21 protein-coding genes are annotated in these 20,181 nt (G+C 51.0%); 19 read left to right on the top strand and 2 right to left on the bottom strand.

Annotation, left to right across the window (positions count from 1 at the left end; translation table 11 throughout):
- Positions 1-142: 142 nt before the first annotated feature.
- The 11 genes from NFX39_RS00390 (at position 143) to NFX39_RS00340 (ending at position 9,872) form a co-directional block, all read left to right on the top strand.
- Positions 143-1,348 carry a zinc-binding alcohol dehydrogenase family protein gene (locus NFX39_RS00390; RefSeq protein WP_252441962.1) on the top strand — a complete coding sequence of 402 codons (1,206 nt, stop codon included), beginning with the start codon at positions 143-145 and terminating at the stop codon, positions 1,346-1,348.
- A 193-nt stretch (positions 1,349-1,541) separates the two neighbouring features.
- Positions 1,542-2,432 carry a 50S ribosomal protein L11 methyltransferase gene (gene prmA, locus NFX39_RS00385; protein WP_252441961.1) on the top strand — a complete coding sequence of 297 codons (891 nt, stop codon included), beginning with the start codon at positions 1,542-1,544 and terminating at the stop codon, positions 2,430-2,432.
- A gap of 2 nt (positions 2,433-2,434) precedes the next feature.
- Positions 2,435-3,175: an RsmE family RNA methyltransferase gene (locus NFX39_RS00380; protein WP_252441960.1), complete on the top strand. Its 741-nt coding sequence runs from the start codon at positions 2,435-2,437 to the stop codon at positions 3,173-3,175.
- Between the two features lie 213 nt (positions 3,176-3,388).
- A complete protein-coding gene (locus NFX39_RS00375; protein WP_252441959.1) occupies positions 3,389-3,781 on the top strand; it encodes a hypothetical protein in 393 nt (130 codons plus the stop codon).
- 97 nt (positions 3,782-3,878) lie between these two features.
- Entirely contained in the window at positions 3,879-5,504 is a 1,626-nt protein-coding gene (locus NFX39_RS00370) for an ABC-F family ATP-binding cassette domain-containing protein (protein ID WP_252441958.1), read from the top strand.
- Positions 5,505-5,557: 53 nt separating this feature from the next.
- On the top strand, positions 5,558-6,748 hold the full coding sequence (locus tag NFX39_RS00365) for a hydroxymethylglutaryl-CoA synthase (protein WP_252441957.1): 1,191 nt from the start codon (positions 5,558-5,560) through the stop codon (positions 6,746-6,748).
- 125 nt (positions 6,749-6,873) lie between these two features.
- Positions 6,874-7,317 (top strand): nucleoside 2-deoxyribosyltransferase, encoded by a 444-nt coding sequence (locus NFX39_RS00360; protein WP_252441956.1) that lies wholly within the window; start codon positions 6,874-6,876, stop codon positions 7,315-7,317.
- Between the two features lie 100 nt (positions 7,318-7,417).
- Entirely contained in the window at positions 7,418-7,684 is a 267-nt protein-coding gene (locus tag NFX39_RS00355; protein WP_252441955.1) for an ACT domain-containing protein, read from the top strand.
- Positions 7,685-7,721: 37 nt separating this feature from the next.
- On the top strand, positions 7,722-9,065 hold the full coding sequence (locus NFX39_RS00350) for a PFL family protein (protein ID WP_252441954.1): 1,344 nt from the start codon (positions 7,722-7,724) through the stop codon (positions 9,063-9,065).
- 221 nt (positions 9,066-9,286) lie between these two features.
- Complete coding sequence (locus NFX39_RS00345; protein ID WP_252441953.1) at positions 9,287-9,571, top strand: hypothetical protein; 285 nt, start codon at positions 9,287-9,289, stop codon at positions 9,569-9,571.
- Positions 9,561-9,872, top strand: a complete 312-nt coding sequence (locus tag NFX39_RS00340) for a type II toxin-antitoxin system RelE/ParE family toxin (RefSeq protein WP_252441952.1) — start codon at positions 9,561-9,563, stop codon at positions 9,870-9,872. Before NFX39_RS00345 ends, NFX39_RS00340 begins: the two co-directional genes overlap by 11 nt.
- A gap of 130 nt (positions 9,873-10,002) precedes the next feature.
- Here NFX39_RS00340 and NFX39_RS00335 read toward each other — a convergent pair whose 3' ends face one another.
- Positions 10,003-10,251, bottom strand: a complete 249-nt coding sequence (locus NFX39_RS00335; protein ID WP_252441951.1) for a hypothetical protein — start codon at positions 10,249-10,251, stop codon at positions 10,003-10,005.
- A gap of 145 nt (positions 10,252-10,396) precedes the next feature.
- On the opposite strand from NFX39_RS00335, the gene xerC reads away from it, so the two are divergent.
- The 5 genes from xerC (at position 10,397) to NFX39_RS00315 (ending at position 13,963) form a co-directional block, all read left to right on the top strand.
- The gene (xerC, locus tag NFX39_RS00330; RefSeq protein WP_252441950.1) at positions 10,397-11,311 is read left to right on the top strand and encodes a tyrosine recombinase XerC; all 915 of its coding nucleotides are present in this window, start codon (positions 10,397-10,399) and stop codon (positions 11,309-11,311) included.
- 79 nt (positions 11,312-11,390) lie between these two features.
- Positions 11,391-12,266 (top strand): aldose 1-epimerase family protein, encoded by an 876-nt coding sequence (locus tag NFX39_RS00325; RefSeq protein WP_252441949.1) that lies wholly within the window; start codon positions 11,391-11,393, stop codon positions 12,264-12,266.
- Positions 12,267-12,317: 51 nt separating this feature from the next.
- The gene (locus tag NFX39_RS00320) at positions 12,318-13,202 is read left to right on the top strand and encodes a type I 3-dehydroquinate dehydratase (RefSeq protein ID WP_252441948.1); all 885 of its coding nucleotides are present in this window, start codon (positions 12,318-12,320) and stop codon (positions 13,200-13,202) included.
- 249 nt (positions 13,203-13,451) lie between these two features.
- On the top strand, positions 13,452-13,697 hold the full coding sequence (locus NFX39_RS06445) for a type II toxin-antitoxin system Phd/YefM family antitoxin (protein ID WP_420842943.1): 246 nt from the start codon (positions 13,452-13,454) through the stop codon (positions 13,695-13,697).
- The gene (locus NFX39_RS00315) at positions 13,697-13,963 is read left to right on the top strand and encodes a Txe/YoeB family addiction module toxin (protein ID WP_420842950.1); all 267 of its coding nucleotides are present in this window, start codon (positions 13,697-13,699) and stop codon (positions 13,961-13,963) included. The genes NFX39_RS06445 and NFX39_RS00315 overlap by 1 nt, the downstream gene beginning before the upstream one ends.
- A gap of 31 nt (positions 13,964-13,994) precedes the next feature.
- On the opposite strand, the gene NFX39_RS00310 is transcribed toward NFX39_RS00315, so the two are convergent.
- Positions 13,995-14,843: an N-acetylmuramoyl-L-alanine amidase family protein gene (locus NFX39_RS00310; protein WP_252441946.1), complete on the bottom strand. Its 849-nt coding sequence runs from the start codon at positions 14,841-14,843 to the stop codon at positions 13,995-13,997.
- Positions 14,844-14,954: 111 nt separating this feature from the next.
- Between NFX39_RS00310 and abc-f the strand changes: the two genes are divergently transcribed.
- The 3 genes from abc-f (at position 14,955) to topA (ending at position 20,101) form a co-directional block, all read left to right on the top strand.
- Positions 14,955-16,877, top strand: a complete 1,923-nt coding sequence (abc-f, locus tag NFX39_RS00305; RefSeq protein WP_252441944.1) for a ribosomal protection-like ABC-F family protein — start codon at positions 14,955-14,957, stop codon at positions 16,875-16,877.
- Between the two features lie 78 nt (positions 16,878-16,955).
- On the top strand, positions 16,956-17,846 hold the full coding sequence (gene dprA, locus NFX39_RS00300; RefSeq protein ID WP_252441942.1) for a DNA-processing protein DprA: 891 nt from the start codon (positions 16,956-16,958) through the stop codon (positions 17,844-17,846).
- Between the two features lie 131 nt (positions 17,847-17,977).
- Complete coding sequence (gene topA, locus NFX39_RS00295; protein ID WP_252441940.1) at positions 17,978-20,101, top strand: type I DNA topoisomerase; 2,124 nt, start codon at positions 17,978-17,980, stop codon at positions 20,099-20,101.
- The last annotated feature ends 80 nt before the right edge of the window (positions 20,102-20,181 follow it).

Genomic DNA, 20,181 nt, shown 5'->3' with positions numbered 1-20,181 from the left:
TTTTCAACGAATTGACCATACTAGGATATAGTTAACGTCAAAATATTTGAAAAAATATTCATACGTATTGCAAGTTTGAAAAATACATTTTTCTGGTTTAGAATAACCCTAAAGAGAGGAAGTCTCGTTAGGAGTTTTAACTATGGCTTTTAAATCAGTAATCAATGCAATTTCAGATCACTTCCACCCAAAGATGGATGCCGTGGGTGTAACGCACAACGGTCCTTTGGAGGCCGAAGACGCCTTCATTGAGCGGTCCGTCAATAAACCAATGCCAAAGGAGAACGAAGTGCTCGTGCAGGTCCTGGCCTCTGCGGTTAACCCCGTGGATACCAAGATGCGTGCAGGATACACCAACACTGGTGTCTTCCGTATCTTTGGATTAGACGTCGTGGGACGTGTTGCCGCCGTTGGTTCATGCGTCACCCGTTTCTCTGTCGGGGACCGTGTGTTCTACGTCGGTAAGCAACGGCAAGAAGGGGCCGACGCCACCTACCAGGTGGTGGACGCTGACCTGATTGCCCACGCCCCAAGCCGCCTGGACGACGTTGCTACTGCCGCAATGCCTCTGACATCCGTTACGTCCCACGACATCATGCACCACGGTTTCCACTTGCCCGTTGAACGCAACGCGGCCCGTGAACAATCACTTCTCATCATTAACGGTGCCGGGGGTGTTGGTTCCGTCTTGATTCAACTGGCCAAGTACATGGGCATGACCGTCCTTGCGACCGCCGGAAGTCCCGAATCAAAGAAGTGGGTCCACAAGATGGGCGCGGATTTCGTCCTCGACTACCACCTCGACTTGGTTAAGCAGACCAAGGCCGCTGGCTTTGATCAGGTGGACTACATTGCCAACCTGCAGGACACGAACGGTTACTGGGACCTCATGGTGCGCTTAATTCGCCCTTACGGACAAATCGCCTCCATCGTCGACACGACGGTTCCCGTGGACTTGGGTGAATTGAAGACCAAGTCGGCTTCCTTCACCTGGGTTTACATGCTCGCCCGCGGAAACGAAAACGTCTTCTTAGCCGAACAGGGACAAATCTTGGAAAAGATTTCGCAGCTCTTAGAGAGCGGCGACTTGAAGTCGACCGTTACCAAGGTCTACCACGGCCTCACAGCCCACAACATTCGTTCGGCTAACCAGGACGTCGCCGGTCACCACGTGAACGGGAAGGTCGTCGTGGACTTCGCGCCAAACATCCTGGCCGACGGTGATAACCTTGGTGCAGAAGGAGACGCCAAGTCAACCTTCGAAGACGGTCCAGACGACGTGAAGGAGCACGAAGGACAGACTCAAAAGGAAAGGAAGTCCGACCTGTCCCACGACGAAGACAAGTAAAGGTGATCTTTTTAAGCGCGAAAGTGGCCTTGAGGCGCTTTCGCCGCTTGACCTTCTGAGTGGAGAACGGTATGCTTGTGTCGAGCATTGCTTCTCTTTTGTTATACGAGCGAAGCTCGTATCAACGACAAAACTATTAAGTAATATTAACCGGGAACCTGGTTCCCGGTTTTTTATTGGAAAAGGAACACAGATGACAACTTACCAAAAAGTGAGCTGGACGGTCGCTCCCGAGCTTCAAGACCTCGTCGTCTCCGTCTTAATCGAACTCGGCGCTGACGGTGTCGAACAAGGCGACGATTCATTAACCATCTACGAAGACCAAGCAAACGCTGGCTGGGAACAGCGCGTTGCCACCTACGCCACCGGTCTTTCCATCTTAAAGGAGCAGGGCCTCGATATCGACGCCACGCCCGTCGAAAACACGGCGCTCTCCTCCGACACCTACGAAAACGAGTGGAAGAATTTCTACCACGCCACCCGTGTCACCAACCGCTTCACCGTCGTTCCCGCCTGGGAAGACTACCAGAAGGCACAGGAACAAGAGCGCCTCATCGTCATGGATCCCGACCAAGCCTTTGGTACCGGTACCCATCCCACGACCTCGCTCATGCTCCAAGCCATCGAAGCCGTCGTCCGCGGTGGTGAAAAGACCATCGACGTCGGAACCGGTTCCGGTGTCCTAGCCGTGGCCGCCAAGCACCTTGGTGCTGGTGAATTACTCGCCACCGACATCGACGAGGCTGCCGTGAAGACCGCCGAAGAGAACTTGGCCCTGAATCCGGTGGCCAAAGACGTGACCGTCATCGCCTCCGATTTGATGCAGGACGTACCTGCGTCATTCACCGACGGTGGGGTGGACTTGGTCCTCGCCAACATCCTGGCCGACGTCATTTTGCCTTTGATTCCACAGGTCGCCCCAATCGTCAAACCAGGTGGTCACTTCCTGGTTTCCGGTATCTACGACGACGTGGCCGACGGCATTGAAAAGGCGCTTCTCGAGCACGGCTTTACCATTCAACAGAAGATGGTTTCAGGCACCTGGCACGCCTTCATCTGCCAAAAGAAGACCAAGGGGGAATAAGCATGCACCGTTATTTCTTAGACCAAAACGTCGACTCACACTTTGACCTGGACGCCGAGTCCAACACCTATCACCACCTGGTTCGTGTTCGTCGTGCCAAAGTCGGAGCCAAGGCGGAGTTCGTTGATGCCTCTCAACGCTTAGTCGTGGCCGAATTGAAGGCCGTTGACAAGGACGGCGCTTCGCTCGACGTCCTCGAAGAACTCGACCAGAAGGTCGAGCTCCCAGCCAAGGTGACCCTGATTGTGTCACCCGTCAAAAACGACCGCACCGAGTGGTTCGTCCAAAAGGCGACCGAGCTCGGGGTCGACCGCATCGTCTTGACCAAGATGGAGCGGACGGTCGTCGACTGGGGCAAGCAGCAGGACAAGAAACTGTCCCGTCTGGAAAAGATCGCGTTAAACGCCGCCGAACAATCCCACCGCTTGAAGGTGCCAGACATCGTCTTTGAGTCCTACGCAGACGCCATTGCCGAGGACAAGGACTTCGGTCTTGTCGCCTGGGAAGAATCCGCCAAGAAGGGGGAGAAGGCCACGCTTGTAAAGGTCGCCGAAGAGGTGAAGGCCGGACAACGTTTGGCCGTTCTCTTTGGCCCCGAAGGGGGACTCTCCGAAGAGGAAATCACCGGCTTGAAGGCAGCGGGCTTTGCACCTGCTGGTCTTGGCCCTCGCATTCTGCGTGCGGAAACGGCGCCCTTGTACACGTTGGGGGCACTCTCAACGATTTGGGAGTTGGGGCTGTAAGCTGCTGTTTGGTGGGCGGATGACTGTTGGATGCTAGTGTTGAGCGTGGCCAGGGGCGGGAAGCCGTTGGCCGGGTGAAAGCGTCGTTGGCATGGCGGGTTTAGGGCCCGGAGGGGCCGTTTTTCCATGGCCAGCCGCAGCATCCTGAATCTTCTTGCCAGCCTTTTTAAAAACCACTATAATGTGAATAGATTACTTTAAAAGGAGACGACCATGAATCGATTCAAAGAATGGGCCAACCGACCAGTTATTTTCTGGTCTTTGATGATTGCTATTGTCACCATCGTCTTGCCCATGCTTGCCTCTTGGTTGAACCTGAGCACGTTGACCAAAGTCATCGCCCTCTACTTCTTGATCAACGGCCTCTTTGCCTTAGCCTTCGGCGCCGTTATCAAGCACCAGGCCTGGAAGTTACCCGTTGTCCTCGCACAGCCCCTTGTTTTCGCCGTCCTCTCGACCGCGCTCTTCGGCTTTGTGAACGACACCTACGGCTACTACCTAGCCTTTCTATACCTCGTCTTAACCACGTTCACCTACCTGAACGCCGACGCCTTAGAGCCCTCACTGGACGAACTTCCAGTGGACGGCGGCTACCAGGATGTCTAACAACTGATTTCATTAATAACGCCCATTTTCGGGCGTTTTTCTGTTAGACTGTTATAAGGCAATTCACACATTTATTGAATTTTGGAGGAGAAACACCTTGATTACAGTTTCTGATATGACATTTTCATTCTCTGGTAAGAAGCTTTACCAGGACGTTAACCTCAAGCTGGTTCCCGGTCACACCTACGGAATCATCGGAGCCAACGGAGCAGGGAAGTCGACTTTCTTGAAGTTGCTCCAGGGGCAACTCGAACCCACTGAAGGACAAATCAACATCACCACCGGTGAACGCATGTCCTCATTGGAACAGGATCACTTTAAGTACGACGACTCAACGGTCATGGACACGGTTATCCAAGGTCACAAGCGCTTGTACGAAGTGAAGACCGAAATGGACGCCATCTACGCGAAGCCCGACTTCTCCGACGAAGATGGTGTTCGCGTCGGTGACCTCTCAGCCGAATTCGAAGAACTCGACGGTTGGAACGCCGAAGCCGAAGCCGCTCAACTCTTGACGAAGCTTGGCATCGACGAAGGCATGCAATACACGTTGATGGGTGAACTCACCGAAAACGACAAGGTGAAGGTCCTCTTGGCCCAAGCCTTGTTCGGTAACCCCGACATCTTGGTTCTAGACGAACCAACCAACGGTCTTGACGTCCAAACCATCGCTTGGTTGGAAGACTTCTTGGCCGACTTCGAAAACCTCGTCATCGTCGTATCCCACGACCGTCACTTCTTGAACGTTGTTTCAACGAACATCTTGGACGTGGACTACGGTAAGATCACGCCGTTCGTTGGTAACTACGACTTCTGGCGTGAATCAGCCGAATTGGCCCAACGCTTGGCATCCCAACAAAACGCCAAGAAGGAAGAGCAAATCAAGCAACTCCAAGAATTCGTTGCGCGTTTCTCTGCCAACGCTTCCAAGTCCAAGCAGGCCACTGCCCGTAAGAAGCAGTTGGACAAGATTACCTTGGATGACATCAAGCCTTCATCCCGTAAGTACCCTTACATCTCCTTCCCAATGAACCGTGAACTCGGAAACGACATGGTGAAGGTAGAAGGCATTTCAAAGTCAATCGACGGCGAAAAGGTCTTGGACAACATCACCTTCACTGGTCGTCCAGGCGAGAAGATTGCCATCTTGTCCCGCTCTGACTTGGCAACCACGACCTTGATGCAAATCTTGGCCGGAACCATGGAACCTGACGAAGGAACGGTTACCTGGGGTGTGACAACGTCACAGTCATACTTGGCCAAGGATTTGAACGACAACTTTGACAACCAAGAAGACGTGATCTTGGACTGGTTGCGCGAATACGCCGAAGAAGAACAAAAGGACAACACGTCACTCCGTGGTATGCTTGGCCAAATGCTCTTCAAGGGTGACGACGCCTTGAAGCAAATCAAGGTCCTCTCCGGAGGGGAAAAGGTTCGTATCGTTGTGGCTAAGATGATGCTTTTGAAGGCCAACGTCTTGCTGTTGGATGACCCAACGAACCACTTGGATTTGGAGTCCATCCAATCAATGAACGATGCCGTTTCAGACTTCAAGGGTTCTGTGATCATGACTTCTCACGATCACGAGTTCTTGGAAACGACGGCCAACCACATTGTGGAAGTTTCAAACAAGGGTGTCGTTGACCGTTTGGATACGACTTACGATGAATTCATCTCATCTGAATCCATCCAAGCCAAGGTCAAGGCTTTGTACGATTAATGTTTTATCAAAGCGCTGAAAGGCGCTTTTTTGCTTAAAAAAAGGAGTTTATTATGGCAGTTGGAATTGAAGGCATTTCCTTTTACACGCCCGGTTATTCCTTGGACATGGTTGATTTGGCCAATGCCCGTGGTGAAGAGCCCGACAAGTTCACGATTGGAATCGGACAGACCGTCCAGACCGTCATCCCCAACCACGAAGACGTGGTCACGATGGGGATTAATGCAGCGAATAAGCTGTTAAAGTCGGACGCGGACCGCGCCGACGTTGAAATGCTTTTGTTTGCCTCTGAATCCGGGGTCGACAACTCCAAGTCCGGTGCGATGTTTGCCAAGGACCACCTGGGTCTTCGTGACAACATTCGCGCCATCGAAATGAAGCAGGCCTGCTACGCGGGAACCTTCGCCTTGATGCAGGCCAAGGACTTCGTCACGCTGCACCCGGACAAGAAGGTCCTGGTCATCGCCTCTGACATCGCCCGCTACGGTTTGAAGACACCGGGTGAGGTAACCCAGGGTGGTGGTGCCGTTGCCATGTTGATTTCTTCAGACCCTAAGGTCGCGGTCATTAACGACGACTCCGTCTACGAATCAAAGGACGAAAAGGACTTCTGGCGTCCCATCGACTCCGACATCGCCCTGGTTGACGGGCACCTGTCCACCGACATCTACAAGTCCATGTTCTTGGATTTGTGGGCAGCTTATAAGGAAAAGACCGGCTTGAAGCTGAACGACCTGACTGGTTTTGCCTTCCACCTGCCTTACACGAAGATGGGGAAGAAGGCTTTGGAGCAAATTCTTGATGAAGTGAAATCGACTGAACAGGCCTACTTCATGGAACAGTTAGCGGCCGCTCAGTTCTACAACCGCTACGTTGGTAACTTGTATACCGGTTCCGTTTATCTTTCACTGCTCAGCCTCTTGAAGGAAGGAAAGGGCTACAAGGCGGGCGACCGCGTGGGGGTCTTCTCATTCGGATCAGGTGCCGAAGCGGAGTTGTTCTCTTTGACGCTTTCTGATGGCTTTGAAGATGTCTTGGCAGCACAGGACGTGCAGGGCATGTTAGACGCGCGTACGAAGTTGACGGTTGCTGAATACGAAGACATCTTCGACAGTCAGAAGCTCGATTCATCTGATGAAGGGGCGACGGCTGGCGTTGAACTCGCTAAAGCCGGAAAGCTTTCTGACGGGCAGTGCTACTTTGCCGGTTGGAAAGACCACTACCGGGTGTATAAGACGAAGTAAGGGAGTCTTGTCCGCTCGATACCGAACACTTTATTCCAATTTGTTCTTTAAAAATAATCAGAAAAAGACCCCGTTTGGGGTCTTTTTTGATAAACTATAGAACAAGTAGAAAAGAAGGAGTTCTTATGGCAAAGAAAGTGTATCTCGCAGGACCATTTTTCTCTGAAAAGCAGGTTGACGAAGTCGCCCGCTTAGAAAAGGTCTTGGCGGACCATCCCCAAGTCGGTGACGTGTTCTCGCCACGTCAACACCAACACGAAGAGTTTGAAATGTTCTCACCTGAATGGCAGGTGGCCGCATACAACTCCGACGTGCAAGCCATCGATGACTGCGACGTCATGATTGCGCTCTCTGATTTCGATGGCGCCGACGCTGATTCTGGGACTGCCTGGGAAGTGGGCTACGCCTATGCCAAGGACATCCCCGTTATCATCATCAAAGAAGACGATGTGACGTTGAACCTGATGTTAGCGAAATCGTTGACGGCCTACCTCCACAAGGTGGAGGCCGTCTTAGACTACGACCTTGATAAGATGGAAGAAATTCCATACGACGGGTCCGTTATCTAAAAAGTGAACCAAGGCTGTTAGCCTGTCGTTAGGAGGCCCCGAAAGACCGCAAGGGAGCGGGGCCGTTTTTATAAAAAAGAAAGAAAAAAGAGGAATCACTATGCAAGCTGTAGTTACCGCCGTCGGAAAAGACAACACCGGAATCGTTGCCGGCATCGCCAACTGTCTGGCCGCCCACGAAGCCAACATTTTGGATCTCTCCCAAACCATCATGGGCACGACGTTTACCATGTCCATGCTCGTTGAAATCTCAGCTGACGAAGCTTTCAACGACCTCCACCAAGCCTTGAAGGACGCCGGCTCAAAGCTCGGCGTGACCGTTCACGTGCAACGCGAAGAACTCTTCGACTCAATGGCCCGGGTCTAAGCTACCCCCTAATCATACGCAAAGGATAGCCGAAAACATGGAAACCAATCAGATTTTAGAAACCATCAAGATGGTCGAAGAAGACAACTTCGACATCCGTACCGTGACCATGGGAATTTCCCTCTTGGACACCATCGGTGGAACGGTAGACGAAACCGCTGAAAACGTCTACAAAAAAATCACGAAATACGCCAAGGATTTGGTCGCCGTTGCGCAACAAATCGAACGCGAATACGGTGTGCCCATCACGAACAAGCGTATCTCCGTTACCCCAATCTCATTGATTGCCGGTTCAGCCAACGAAGAAGAAATTCTCGTTTTGGCCCACGCTTTGGACGACGCGGCCAAGGAAGTCGGCGTTGACTACGTCGGTGGATACGGGGCCTTGGTTCAAAAGGGCTTCTCACATGGTGACTTGGCCTTGATCAAGTCCTTGCCACGCGCCTTGACGGAAACGGACCTCGTGATGTCATCCGTGAACATCGGATCATCAAAGGCCGGCATGAACCTGGACGCCGTGAAGTTGATGGGTGAAACCGTCAAGAAGATTACCGATTTGTCCGACACGGCCAACGCCAAGATGGTCATCTTCGCCAACGCAGTCGAAGACAACCCATTCATGGCTGGTGCCTTCCACGGAATCACCGAACCCGACGTTGTCATCAACGTTGGTGTTTCCGGACCTGGTGTCGTGAAGCGCGCCTTGGACAAGGTGAAGGGCGAATCCATCACGACGGTTGCTGAAACCATCAAGAAGACCGCCTTCAAGATTACCCGTGTGGGACAACTCGTCGGTTCATTGGCTGCCGAACGACTCGGCGTGCCATTCGGAATCGTTGACTTGTCACTCGCGCCAACGCCAGCCCGTGGTGACTCCGTTGCCGAAGTACTCGAAGCCATCGGTTTGGAACAAGTCGGTGCCCACGGAACCACCGCTGCCTTGATGATGCTAAACGACGCCGTCAAGAAGGGTGGGGTCATGGCCGCACAAGGTGTTGGTGGTTTGTCCGGTGCCTTCATCCCCGTTTCTGAAGACGCCGGTATGATTGACGCCGTGAAGGCCGGAACGCTTTCACTTGCTAAGTTGGAAGCCATGACGTCCGTTTGTTCCGTTGGTTTGGACATGATCGCCATCCCTGGTGAAACGCCAGCCACAACGATTTCTGCGATGATCGCCGACGAAGCGGCCATCGGTATCCAGAACAACAAGACGACGGCCGTTCGTATCTTGCCAACAAACGGTGCCAAGGTCGGTGACATGATCGACTACGGTGGCTTGCTTGGAACGGCACCAGTGATGCCCGTTGTGGACCGTTCTTCGGCCGACTTCATCAACCGTGGGGGACACGTGCCCGCACCAATCCACTCATTTAAGAACTAATTGTCTAGTAGCTTAGCGGACAATTTTGGCTTAATTGTGGGCAATAATAAAGTAACTGTATAAAAACGCGTAAAGTGCTGATATTAAACACTTTGCGCGTTTTTGCTATATGCAGGGAGCGGGCAATCTTGTATGCTTTTTTCGAATAGAAGGTTTGAAGGCACGGCGCTGGGCCGGGCCGGACTTTGCAGCTTAAAAAACAAACAGGAGGACGATTGCCTATGCCCATTGCACTGACACACGCCACGTTGAAAGAGGACCTGCAAGCCTACTTGGACGACCTGAAGAAACGGCAGGGTGGCGAACTGACGATACCGTGTTCGAAGAGCGAGTATCCCTACATTCACCGGGATTCGCTCGAGTTGATCAAAATCGTGATTGAGGGCGAAGAAGGCTCGCTTGATTCGTCGATTGCCGAAGAGATACTGGAGGAGCGGGACCTGTTACCCTCGAATAGTCCCACCTCGAAGTACCGCAACTACCTAGCCGGCCGTGATGAAGTATAAAACGACCGAGAAGTTTGACCGAGACGTGCGTCGGCTGATGAAAGTCGACCCATCTATCTCGAAGGAAGCCTTTGAGATTTTGGATTTGCTCTGCGAAGAGATGGATGTCCCGGATGCCCTGCGGAACCATCGCCTACGGGAGAATTGGCAGGACTTCTTTGAGTGCCATGTTCGCACCCCAATCCACGGGCAAAAGCCACACGAGGGGAATGACGTTCTCTTGATTTATCGGATTCGACTCAGGGACTCATTGTTAGTGGCTGTTCGCTTGGGGTCGCACCGCGTGCTGTTTGGGAAGTAGTGGACCTGGTTGTGCTTACTTCTTGGAAGGCCTTTTTGATAAAAGAAAAAGGGAAGAATAGCCGGAATTTACAAGACAAAAAAGCCCTCTGCATCATGCAAAGGGCTTTTCTTTGTATTTTTTTTTGATCTTAACGGCGCTTGTTTGAACGGAATCCGTAAGCGTAACGGTCGTTTTCGGCAATCACACGCTTCGTCAAAAGGTCGTCTGCTTGGTGGTGTTGCACTTCGTATTGACGACCTTCTTCCATGGCAACGCGCTTGTCGCGGTTGTTCAGGATGTTGTCTCGGAAACGGAGGAAGAAGGCTTGAACCTTAACCTGCTTCAATTCCAAGTTGTGACGCATGTAATCTGCTGTTGAATTCATTGGTAAGTTCATGTTGTTGCCTCCTAGCACTTGTTTAACTATGTACACTATACTGCCCATTTCGTTTCATTAGTAGGCCTTTTGACGAATCGTAAGGGTCTTTACTTCTTCTTAACATTTGGCTTTTTGAATGCGGGTCTTATCGTATAATAAAGGTATGAACAAAGAAGTGGCACAATACCAATCGTACTTGCTGGCTGAGCGTGGTTATTCACGCTTGACCATCGAGGCCTACATGAAAGACATCGAGGGCTTTGAGGCCTACCTGAGCGAAAACGGGGGCTTTACCACCTTTCAAGTCGTGAAGCCGCTGGACGTCCGCGTCTTTTTGGCGAGCCTCTACGATGCGACTTTGGCCCGAACAACGATTGCACGGAAGGTCTCATCTTTGAAGAACTTCTATGCGTACTTAGTAAAAGAAGGGCAGGCGTTAGACAATCCGTTCGAGGGTGTGGCCTTGCGTAAGCATCAGGCACACTTACCTGAATTTTTATATGAAAACGAGCTCCAAGAGCTCTTCAAGGTCGCTTACGATCAAAAGGACCATCCGCTATTCAAAAGAGATGCCGCGCTCTTAGAATTTTTGTTTGCGACCGGTTGCCGTGTTTCCGAAATCGCCGGCCTTGCCGTCTCAAACATCGACTTGAGCAATCAACTCGTCCTCGTCCACGGAAAGGGGAACAAGGATCGTTACGTGCCCTTTGGTTCCTATGCCAAGAAGGCGCTCGTGAACTACCTTGAAAACGACCGACCGGAATTGCTAGCGAAAAACAAGGAAGTGGATAAGCCGGATGAGCTCTTCTTGAACTCAAACGGGGGGGCCTTAACCTCAGCGGGTATCACTTACATCTTGAACCAGTTAATGAACAAAACGTCCTTAACTGCTAAGATACATCCGCACATGCTTCGTCATACATTTGCGACGACTTTGTTGAATAACGGGGCGGACATGCGAACGGTCCAAGAACTGCTCGGACACGCCAACCTTTCTACCACGCAAATCTACACGCACGTTTCTAAAAAGATGTTGCAATCGTCTTATAATAACTTTTTCCCACGGGCGAAGCGTTAAAGAGTGTTACCGCTTTCAATTCCCGTTTAAAGGCGTTTTTTCCATTGTCAGAAAGCCACTTTGGTAGTAAAATAAAAATATGATTACGTTAGAAAATGACAACATGATAGTAAAGATTGACGAGCACGGAGCCGAGCTCGTCTCTGCCTGGAACAAGGAAGCGGAACTGGAATACATCTGGTACGGAGATCCAAAATACTGGGGTCGCCACGCGCCAAACCTCTTCCCAATTGTTGGACGATTGCAGGGCGATCAGTTCAACTTAGCCGGACAAACTTATTATATGAACCAACACGGTTTTGCCCGCAACATGGACTTCCAAATCATCGAAAACGACGTGGACCACGCCCGATTCCGTTTACAGGATTCGGAAGCCACTTGGCGTGTTTACCCGTTCAAGTTCCAGTTTGACGTTGTCTTTGATTTGAAGGGGACCGAATTGTTCATGAAGTACGAGGTGACAAACCCTGATAAGCAGGAATCCCTCTTCTTCTCAGTGGGTGGACACCCAGCCTTCAATTTGCCTTTGGACGGTGGAAAGTTCTCCGACTACTACTTGTCCGTGAAGCCGGAAAAGGTTTACGACCGCATCCGCTTAGTTGGTCCATACTCAAATCCTAACGTACCATCACCATTCAACGCCGACATTCCGCTTCGTTTGCGCCAAGAAGATTACCATGACGATGCCATCATCTTGAAGCTGGACCGTCAAAAGGCAACCTTCCTCTTGGCCCGCTTGGCGAACCAGCACGGAATGGAAATGACGGTGGATAACGCCCAGTTCCTTGGAATCTGGACGCCTGCTGGAAAGAACGCACCGTTCATCGCCATCGAACCTTGGTGGGGAATCGCCGACACGGTTGACGCGACCGGAAACTTCAAAGAGAAGTTTGGAAACAACGTCTTGGCCGCTGGTGATACATTTACCGCGTCCTACTCAATGAACTTTTTCTAAAACAAATAAAGGAAAGCCAGTTGCTTCGCAGCTGGCTTTTGTGTGATTATCATGGATTTCAAAACGCTCATTTCAGAAAAGCAAAACATTAACCAAGCCGCCTTGGCCGTGCCAATGGCACTCGGACCAAACGACAAGTTTACCCCCTTCAAGCACGCACTCGACGAACAAAACCCAGACGTTGTTATCTGGCAGGCGGACGCCATCGCCGATGACTTCTCAAAAGAGGTCATCTGGGACCAGGTGAAGCAAGGGGGCGCAAACGCCGTCGACGAGGGTGAGATGTCGGCCATGAAGAAGGCGTCGATGAAAGCTGAGCTCGACAAGGCCTACGAAGAGTTCATCGGCAACTGGCCGGCCATCCAAAAGCAGATCGTTCAAGAACTCGTTCAAAACGCTGCGCAGACGGCAAACGACCGTTTCCTTTTCTTGTCTTATGCAACGAAGGAAGAAGGCGGCATGGGCGAAATGGCACCAGCTGACCAGACGCTCTTCTTGGTTTCAGCCTTGAAGGTGTCAAACGGGGCATTCTCAGCCGTTTATCTGCCTGAGAACCTGGATGAGAACCTACAAGATAAAGTCCGTGAGGCCGCAAAGGAAGCCGGTGTTCTCGTCATTGAAACGATGACGATGCCAGACCTCGAAGAGGACACGATTCAATCAGCATACGACGCCTTTGTTCAAGCAGGATCAGATATCGTGAACTTGCAGGTGCCAAACGAAGTGTTGGGTGCCGCCGACGTGGCCGACGTAGAAGGCTACTTATCTGCTTTGAAGAAGGACGTGCCCGTGATGGTGACGTTGACCGGCTTGCTTACAAAAGACCAGGTGGAAGCCTGGTTGGTCTTCCCATCCGCGCTTGTTACGCTCGCTTTGGGTGAAAACTATCAAACACCATTGATTAAAAGCACGGTTCGCGAATTGGGTTGGGCCTAAAACGGATTGATGACAAAGGAGCGTTTCGCTTCTTTTTCTTTTAGAAGAAGCGTGCTATACTAGTTCTTGACCAACTGGGTAGTATCTATCTACCTACCCGGCACCCGCAAGGGTGCCGTTTTTTTTATGCTTTCTTTTCTTGATGAAAACGGCGTGTCCTAAATGACTGTCGACATTGACTTTTACAGCTTGGCCATCAATACTTAAGGCGACGTCAGAACGTTTTCGAATTTATAAGCAAAGGAGATTATGATGCAGGCAGTTTCGTACGTAAAAGCACAGAACCATCTGAACCGATTGATTGATCAGGTCAATGAGAAAGCAAAGCCGATTCTGATTAGCTCTAAACGGAGCAACGAAAAGGCGGTCTTGGTGAGCAAGGCAGAATACGACAACATGGTGGAGAACATCTATCTTCGGACGGATGCGAACCTTGAGAACATTCGAGAATCGTTGGCCTATCTTAAACGACACGATGAGAGGTACCATTCTTGATTTTTGATAGCTATATTTGGACGCCGACCTCGTGGTCAGAGTTCGAGTGGTGGCTCGACCATGACAAGAAAAAAGTGAAGCGAATTCGACAAATTATTAAAGACGTTGGGCGGAATCCCTTTGTTGGCATCGGAAAGCCCGAGCCGCTAAAACAGGGGATGGCCGGTTTATGGTCGAGACGGATTACCGATGAACACCGTTTTGTTTACATCATTCAAGAAGGTGAACTTAAAATTGTATCCACCCGCTACCACTACCAGAGATAACAAAAAGACCAGCCAATAGGCTGGTCTTTTTTTAGTTGTTTTCGAGGTAGCTGTCGAGTCCGACTTTGATGTCGTGGGCAGCCTTTTCTTGATAGCTTTCCGATTGGATGTAGGCGAAGTCCTTATCCGAATTGATGAACCCAAGCTCGAGCAAGACGGCCGGGCGGGACACGTCTTTAATCACGAGGTAGGGGATGGATTCGTAGCCACGGTTTTGCAAAGGCAGGTTGTCCAAGGACTTGTTCAAAGCCTGTGCAAGTGGCAGCGAATTATCATTGTAGTAGAACTGTGAAATTCCTGACGCGGAGTTGTGCGTGTCAGACGAGTCGAAGTGGAAGGAGATTTGAGCATCTGCCTGGTACTTCTCAGCCGTGCGGGGGATGTGAAGCAGCGGCACAATCACGTCTTTATCACGGGTGAGTAAGACGCGGGCGCCGGCCTTCGTCAGCTCCTTCTCCGTTACCTTAGCGGTCTGAAGCGTGTAAGTCTTTTCGTACTTCTTCTTATTCCAAGCCATGGCTCCGGTGTCGGAACCACCGTGACCAGGATCCAACACGATGGTGGCTTCTGAAAGCTTCGTTGGCTTCTTCAACCAAGTGTTGTTAGCCACCCAGGAGGCGACCCAACCCTCGTCGTTGTTCTTATCATCCTTCACACGCCACCAACCGTTCTTTCGTTCCAAAACGGTGAGCTTAGTGCCGGCTTTTAGACTGGCCAGCTGCTTCGACGTTCGGTTAGGCCCTTTCCGAAGGGGCACACCGTCTGGTCGCGTGGTTAATTGATTCTGTTGTGAAAGGGAAAAGACTAGCAGAAAAGTCGACAGCGCAATCAGTCCTAAGACCGAGAGGCCGACCTTTGTTTTTTGAATCCAAGCAATCATGGTGTACTCATTTTTTCTTTTTGTTTTATATCTTTTTTATTTTATCACGTGCGGGCAAGAATTTTGGCATGAGAGCCGACAAATGCCTCGGTTTTCAGTATAATAGGAGGCATGAAACAATTTCGAGTCGACAATTTAACTTCAGTTTACGGTGAAAAGGTGCTGTTTGACGACCTTTCCTTCATGATTGCCTCTGGTGATCGCGTCGGTTTGGTCGGTGTGAACGGTTCGGGGAAGACGACCTTGTTGAACGCGTTGTCCGGTAAGCACCCGGCCGACAAGGGCACCATCACCACGCAAAACGATTACCGCATCGGTTACTTGGAGCAGGAGCCACCACTGGATGGGCACCTGACCGTTTTGGATGCCATCTACGCGGGGGACCAACCGGTCTTTGCCACGATTCGTGCCTACCAGGAAGCGCTTGATTACTTCTCCTTGCATCCGGAAGAAGAGAAGGCGGCGACCCGCTTTGAAAAGGCCCAGGCCGCCATGGACACGGACGATGCTTGGACGATTGAATCACAGATTAAGACCATCTTGACCCAGTTGCACTTGACGGACTTGAAGGCCGAGGTGAAGCACTTGTCCGGAGGTCAGAAGAAGCGTGTTGGAATGGCGCAGGTTTTGATTCAAGAACCTGATTTGCTCATCCTAGACGAGCCCACCAACCACCTGGACTTCGATTCCATCGCCTGGCTGGAACAGTACTTGGCCAAGTACAAGGGGGCGCTTTTGACTGTCACCCACGACCGTTACTTCCTTGACCGGGTAACCAACCGCATCTTCGAGCTTTCCTTTGGAAAGCTTTACGAGTATGCCGGTAACTACCAGGACTACTTGGAAGGAAAGAAGGAGCGTCAGGCCGACGAAGCGCTCGCTGAACACAAGCGCGAGAAGAAGTACGAGCAGGAAAAGATTTGGATGAACAAATCCGCCCGTGCCCGTACAACGAAGCAAACGGCCCGTGAGAAGGCCTTTGCGGACTTGGAAGCCTCAATGGGCCAAGTCAAGCAAGACGAAGACATCGAGCTCTCCTTGGGCCAATCACGCCTGGGAAAGAAGGTCATGGAACTTGACCACGCCACGTTGTCATTCGGCGACAAGCTCATCTTTAAGGACCTGAGCTTGATTCTTGGTCAGCGTGACCGCATTGGAATCACGGGACCAAACGGGGTTGGGAAGTCTTCCTTGCTGAACGTGCTGGCTGGTAAGCTGCCACTGACAGACGGAACCTACGAAATGGGGCAGACCGTTAAGATTGGTTACTACACCCAGGTAACCGAGGATATTCCAGCCGACAAGCGCGTCATCGAATACCTCACCGACGTGGCTTCCTCCATCAAGAATCAGGACGGCGAGATGCTTTCCGCAAAGGACTTGTTGGAGCAATTCCTCTTCCCATCCTTCATGCACGGGACACTTGTTCGCAAGCTCTCGGGTGGTGAAAAGCGTCGCTTGTACCTGTTGAAGATTTTGATGCAGGCGCCAAACGTGCTGCTCTTGGATGAGCCGACAAACGATTTGGACATCGGAACGTTGACGGTCTTGGAGAACTTCTTGCAGACCTTTGAAGGAACGGTCATCACCGTTTCCCACGATCGTTACTTCCTGGATTCCGTGGCCGACTTCGGTTACTACCTGGAAGGGGATGGCGTTGTCGACCGTTATAACGGGGCCTTCTCGGCCTACTTGGACGACGTTGTGCTCGCAAAGGAGAGTGCTTCGACGCCTTCTTCAACCACTGCAGAGACGGACGCTGGCAAAGTCAAAAACGAGGGCGATGCAGCTTCTGATAAACCAAAGCCTCGTAAGTTAACTTATAAAGAAAAGCAAGAATGGGCTGTGATTGAAGATGAAATCGCAGCACTTGAAGAAAAGGTTGACCGTTGCAACGAGGAAATCGTTGAAAACGGATCTGACTATGAAAAGATTGCCGTCATCCAAAAGGATTTGGAAGCGACACAAGCAGAACTAGACGAAAAGATGGACCGCTGGGCGGTGCTTTCAGAAATCGTTGAAGGGCAGGGCTAAACGCCACTGCTCTTTTTATTTGGCTAAAAGGTGACGGTGTATCTTCCTCTTCGTATCACTTACTAAAGGAGGAAGACGATGCAAGAACGCGATTTTTTACTAGCCATCCATTTAACCAAGGGGCTCGGACGAACGAAAGAAGCACGGGTGATTGAAGCCATTCAAACCGGACGGATGAAACGACATTATCCTTGGTCGAAGGCGGCCTTGGGCTTTGTACTCTACGGGGGTCACATCAGCGCAAAGGATTGGGCATTATTTGAAAACTACGACAAAGCCATCCAAGAAGTGGAACATTCGCTTGATGTACAGGTAGCACGAGAGCCCTTCATCACTTACTTTGACGCGGCCTATCCGGAGATGTTGCGCCAGAGTTACCAGCCACCGCTTATTCTTTTCTACCGGGGCGACTTACGGTCGTTGCAGTTACCGCTTGTATCAGTTGTGGGTACCCGAACCGCTACACACTATGGCTTAAAAGCACTGAGAAAGCTACTCCCGGAAGTGATTGAAAACGGGGTAGGGATTGTCTCCGGTTTAGCGAAGGGAATCGACGTCATGGCGCACCAAATCACCATTTCTGCTGGCGGCGTCCCCATTGGAGTTGTCGCTGCCGGACTGAACCGTTCCTATCCTTACGTGAACCACTTAATTCAACAGGAAGTTAGCCAGCAGGGGCTGTTATTGTCCGAGTATCCCGCAGATACGCTGGCTCACCGTGGGCACTTTCCAGAAAGAAACCGGATTATTGCGGGCCTGTCGTCCGTGACTTTGGTCGTCGAAGCCAAACACAAGTCGGGCTCGCTCATCACAGCCAACTTAGCGCTCCAAAATAACCGGGAGGTGATGGCCGTCCCTGGTTCCATCTTTTCTTTAGAATCAGTGGGCTGCAACGAGCTCATTGAAGCCGGTAGCTTGCCAGCGTGTTCGGCCAGTGCTATTATGAGAGCTGTGAAGCTCATAAATTAGAAAATCTCGCTATTCTATAGAAGAAAGGTGTCTTTTTCGGCTAATTTATCAAGATTGGCTGGTACTTTTCTGTGTCATTTGATATTCTGAATGCTATGAGATTTTGAAATCGAGAACTGTGAGGATCTTTTGTGGTAGAAAAGAAGACCAGTAAAACGACGACTCGGAAAACAACGACTCGTAAGAAGACGACTAAGTCTGCTAAAAATAAAAAATTGGTGATCGTGGAGTCACCTTCAAAGGCGAAGACCATTGAAAAGTACTTGGGCTCCACCTACCAAGTGGTGGCTTCCATCGGGCACGTTCGTGACTTGCCAAAGTCCACGCTAGGTGTCGATGTCGAACAAGACTACCAACCAAAGTACATTAACATCCGCGGTAAGGGACCTGTCATCAAGGACCTGAAGAAGGCCGCTAAGGCTGCCAAGCAAGTCTACCTCGCATCCGACCCGGACCGTGAAGGTGAAGCCATTGCCTGGCACTTACAATACATCTTGGGCTTGGACCCAGAAAAGGCGAACCGCGTGGTCTTCAACGAAATCACGAAGGACACGGTTAAAAACGCCTTTAAGGAACCACGTACCATTAACCAGGATTTGGTCGACGCCCAACAAGCCCGTCGTATTATTGACCGATTGGTGGGATACTCGATTTCACCCGTCTTGTGGAAGACGGTGAAGCGTGGTTTGTCAGCCGGACGTGTGCAGTCCGTTGCCCTCGGTTTGATCATCGCTCGTGAAAAGGAAATTCAGGCCTTCCAGCCCGAAGAATACTGGACGCTGGATTCTGAATTCAAGAAGGGCCGTTCAAAGTTCAAGGCGAACTTCTACGGATTTGACGGCAAGAAGCAACCGCTTCCTGACAACGCCGCCGTGCAGAGTGTGATGGCTGACTTAGACACGACAAAGCCATTCACGGTTTCATCCGTGAAGGCTAAGGAACGTAAGCGTCAGCCACAACCTCCGTTCACGACATCAACGATGCAGCAAACGGCCAACACGCAGTTGAAGTTCCGGACGCGTAAGACCATGATGACTGCCCAACAGCTTTACGAAGGAATCAACCTTGGAAAGGGCTTGGGTCAGGTCGGATTGATTACGTACATGCGTACCGACTCCACGCGTTTATCATCCGTTGCAAAGAACGCGGCTGCGCACTACATCCACGACACTTGGGGCGAAGAATACTCAAGCCACAAGCCAGTGGCCGGTACGCCGCAAGAAGGAGCACAAGACGCCCACGAAGCCATCCGTCCAACGGATGTTACGAAGACGCCGGACTCCATCAAGGATAAGTTGACGCCCGATCAATTCAAGCTCTACTCTTTGATTTGGTCACGCTTCGTTGCGTCATTGATGACACCAGAAATTCTGGACACCATGGCCGTTACGGTTGAACAAAACGGTGTGCTTTTCCATGCCAACGGTTCAAAGACGAAGTTCCCAGGGTTCACGAAGGCCTACCCAGCCGCAAAGGAAAAGGACAACCTGCTTCCTGAGCTGGCTGAAGGGGACAGCGTGGACTTGTCGAAGACAAATCCAGAACAGCACTTCACGATGCCACCAGCTCGTTATTCCGAAGCCGCTTTGATCAAGGCCTTGGAAGAAAACGGTGTTGGTCGTCCATCAACCTATGCACCAACGTTGGACACCATCCAACGACGCAACTACGTCCGTGTTGACGCCCGTAAGTTCGTGCCAACTGAACTTGGTGAAGTGGTGCAAAACATCGTGGACGATAAGTTCCCGGACATCACGGACACGAAGTTTACGGCCCAGGTCGAACACTCACTCGATGACATCGAAGTCGGGGAGAAGAAGTGGGTCCCAGTCGTTGACGAATTCTACAAGCCTTTTGCAAAGGAAGTGGAGTCAGCCGAAAAGACGCTGGAAAAGATTACGATGCACGACGAACTCGCCGACATGGACTGTGAAGTCTGTGGTGCCCCAATGGTTATCAAGATGGGCCGTTACGGAAAGTTCTACGCTTGTTCTCGTTTCCCAGACTGTCGAAACACAAAGGCCATCGTCCAAGAGATTGGTATTGAATGTCCAAAGTGTCATAAGGGACAGGTCGTTGAACGAAAGACCAAGCGTGGTCGTAAGTTCTACGGTTGTTCCCGTTATCCAGACTGTGACTTCGTCTCATGGGACAAGCCAAAGGCACCTGGCGAAGAAGAAAAGACTGAAAAAGATTCAAAGAAGACTTTAACCAAGAAGTCAACAAAAAAGGCCACAAAGAAAGCAAGCAAGTAGTAAGTGTGCTTAGCAAAAATGAGGTCGTCGCAACCAAAAGACTGGCTTTACCGCCAGTCTTTTCTTTAGAGGAGGGATTT

It is taken from the genome of Fructobacillus apis, from assembly GCF_023893635.1.
Lineage (GTDB): Bacteria > Bacillota > Bacilli > Lactobacillales > Lactobacillaceae > Fructobacillus > Fructobacillus apis.
This window is presented reverse-complemented; position numbering and strand designations above follow the sequence as displayed.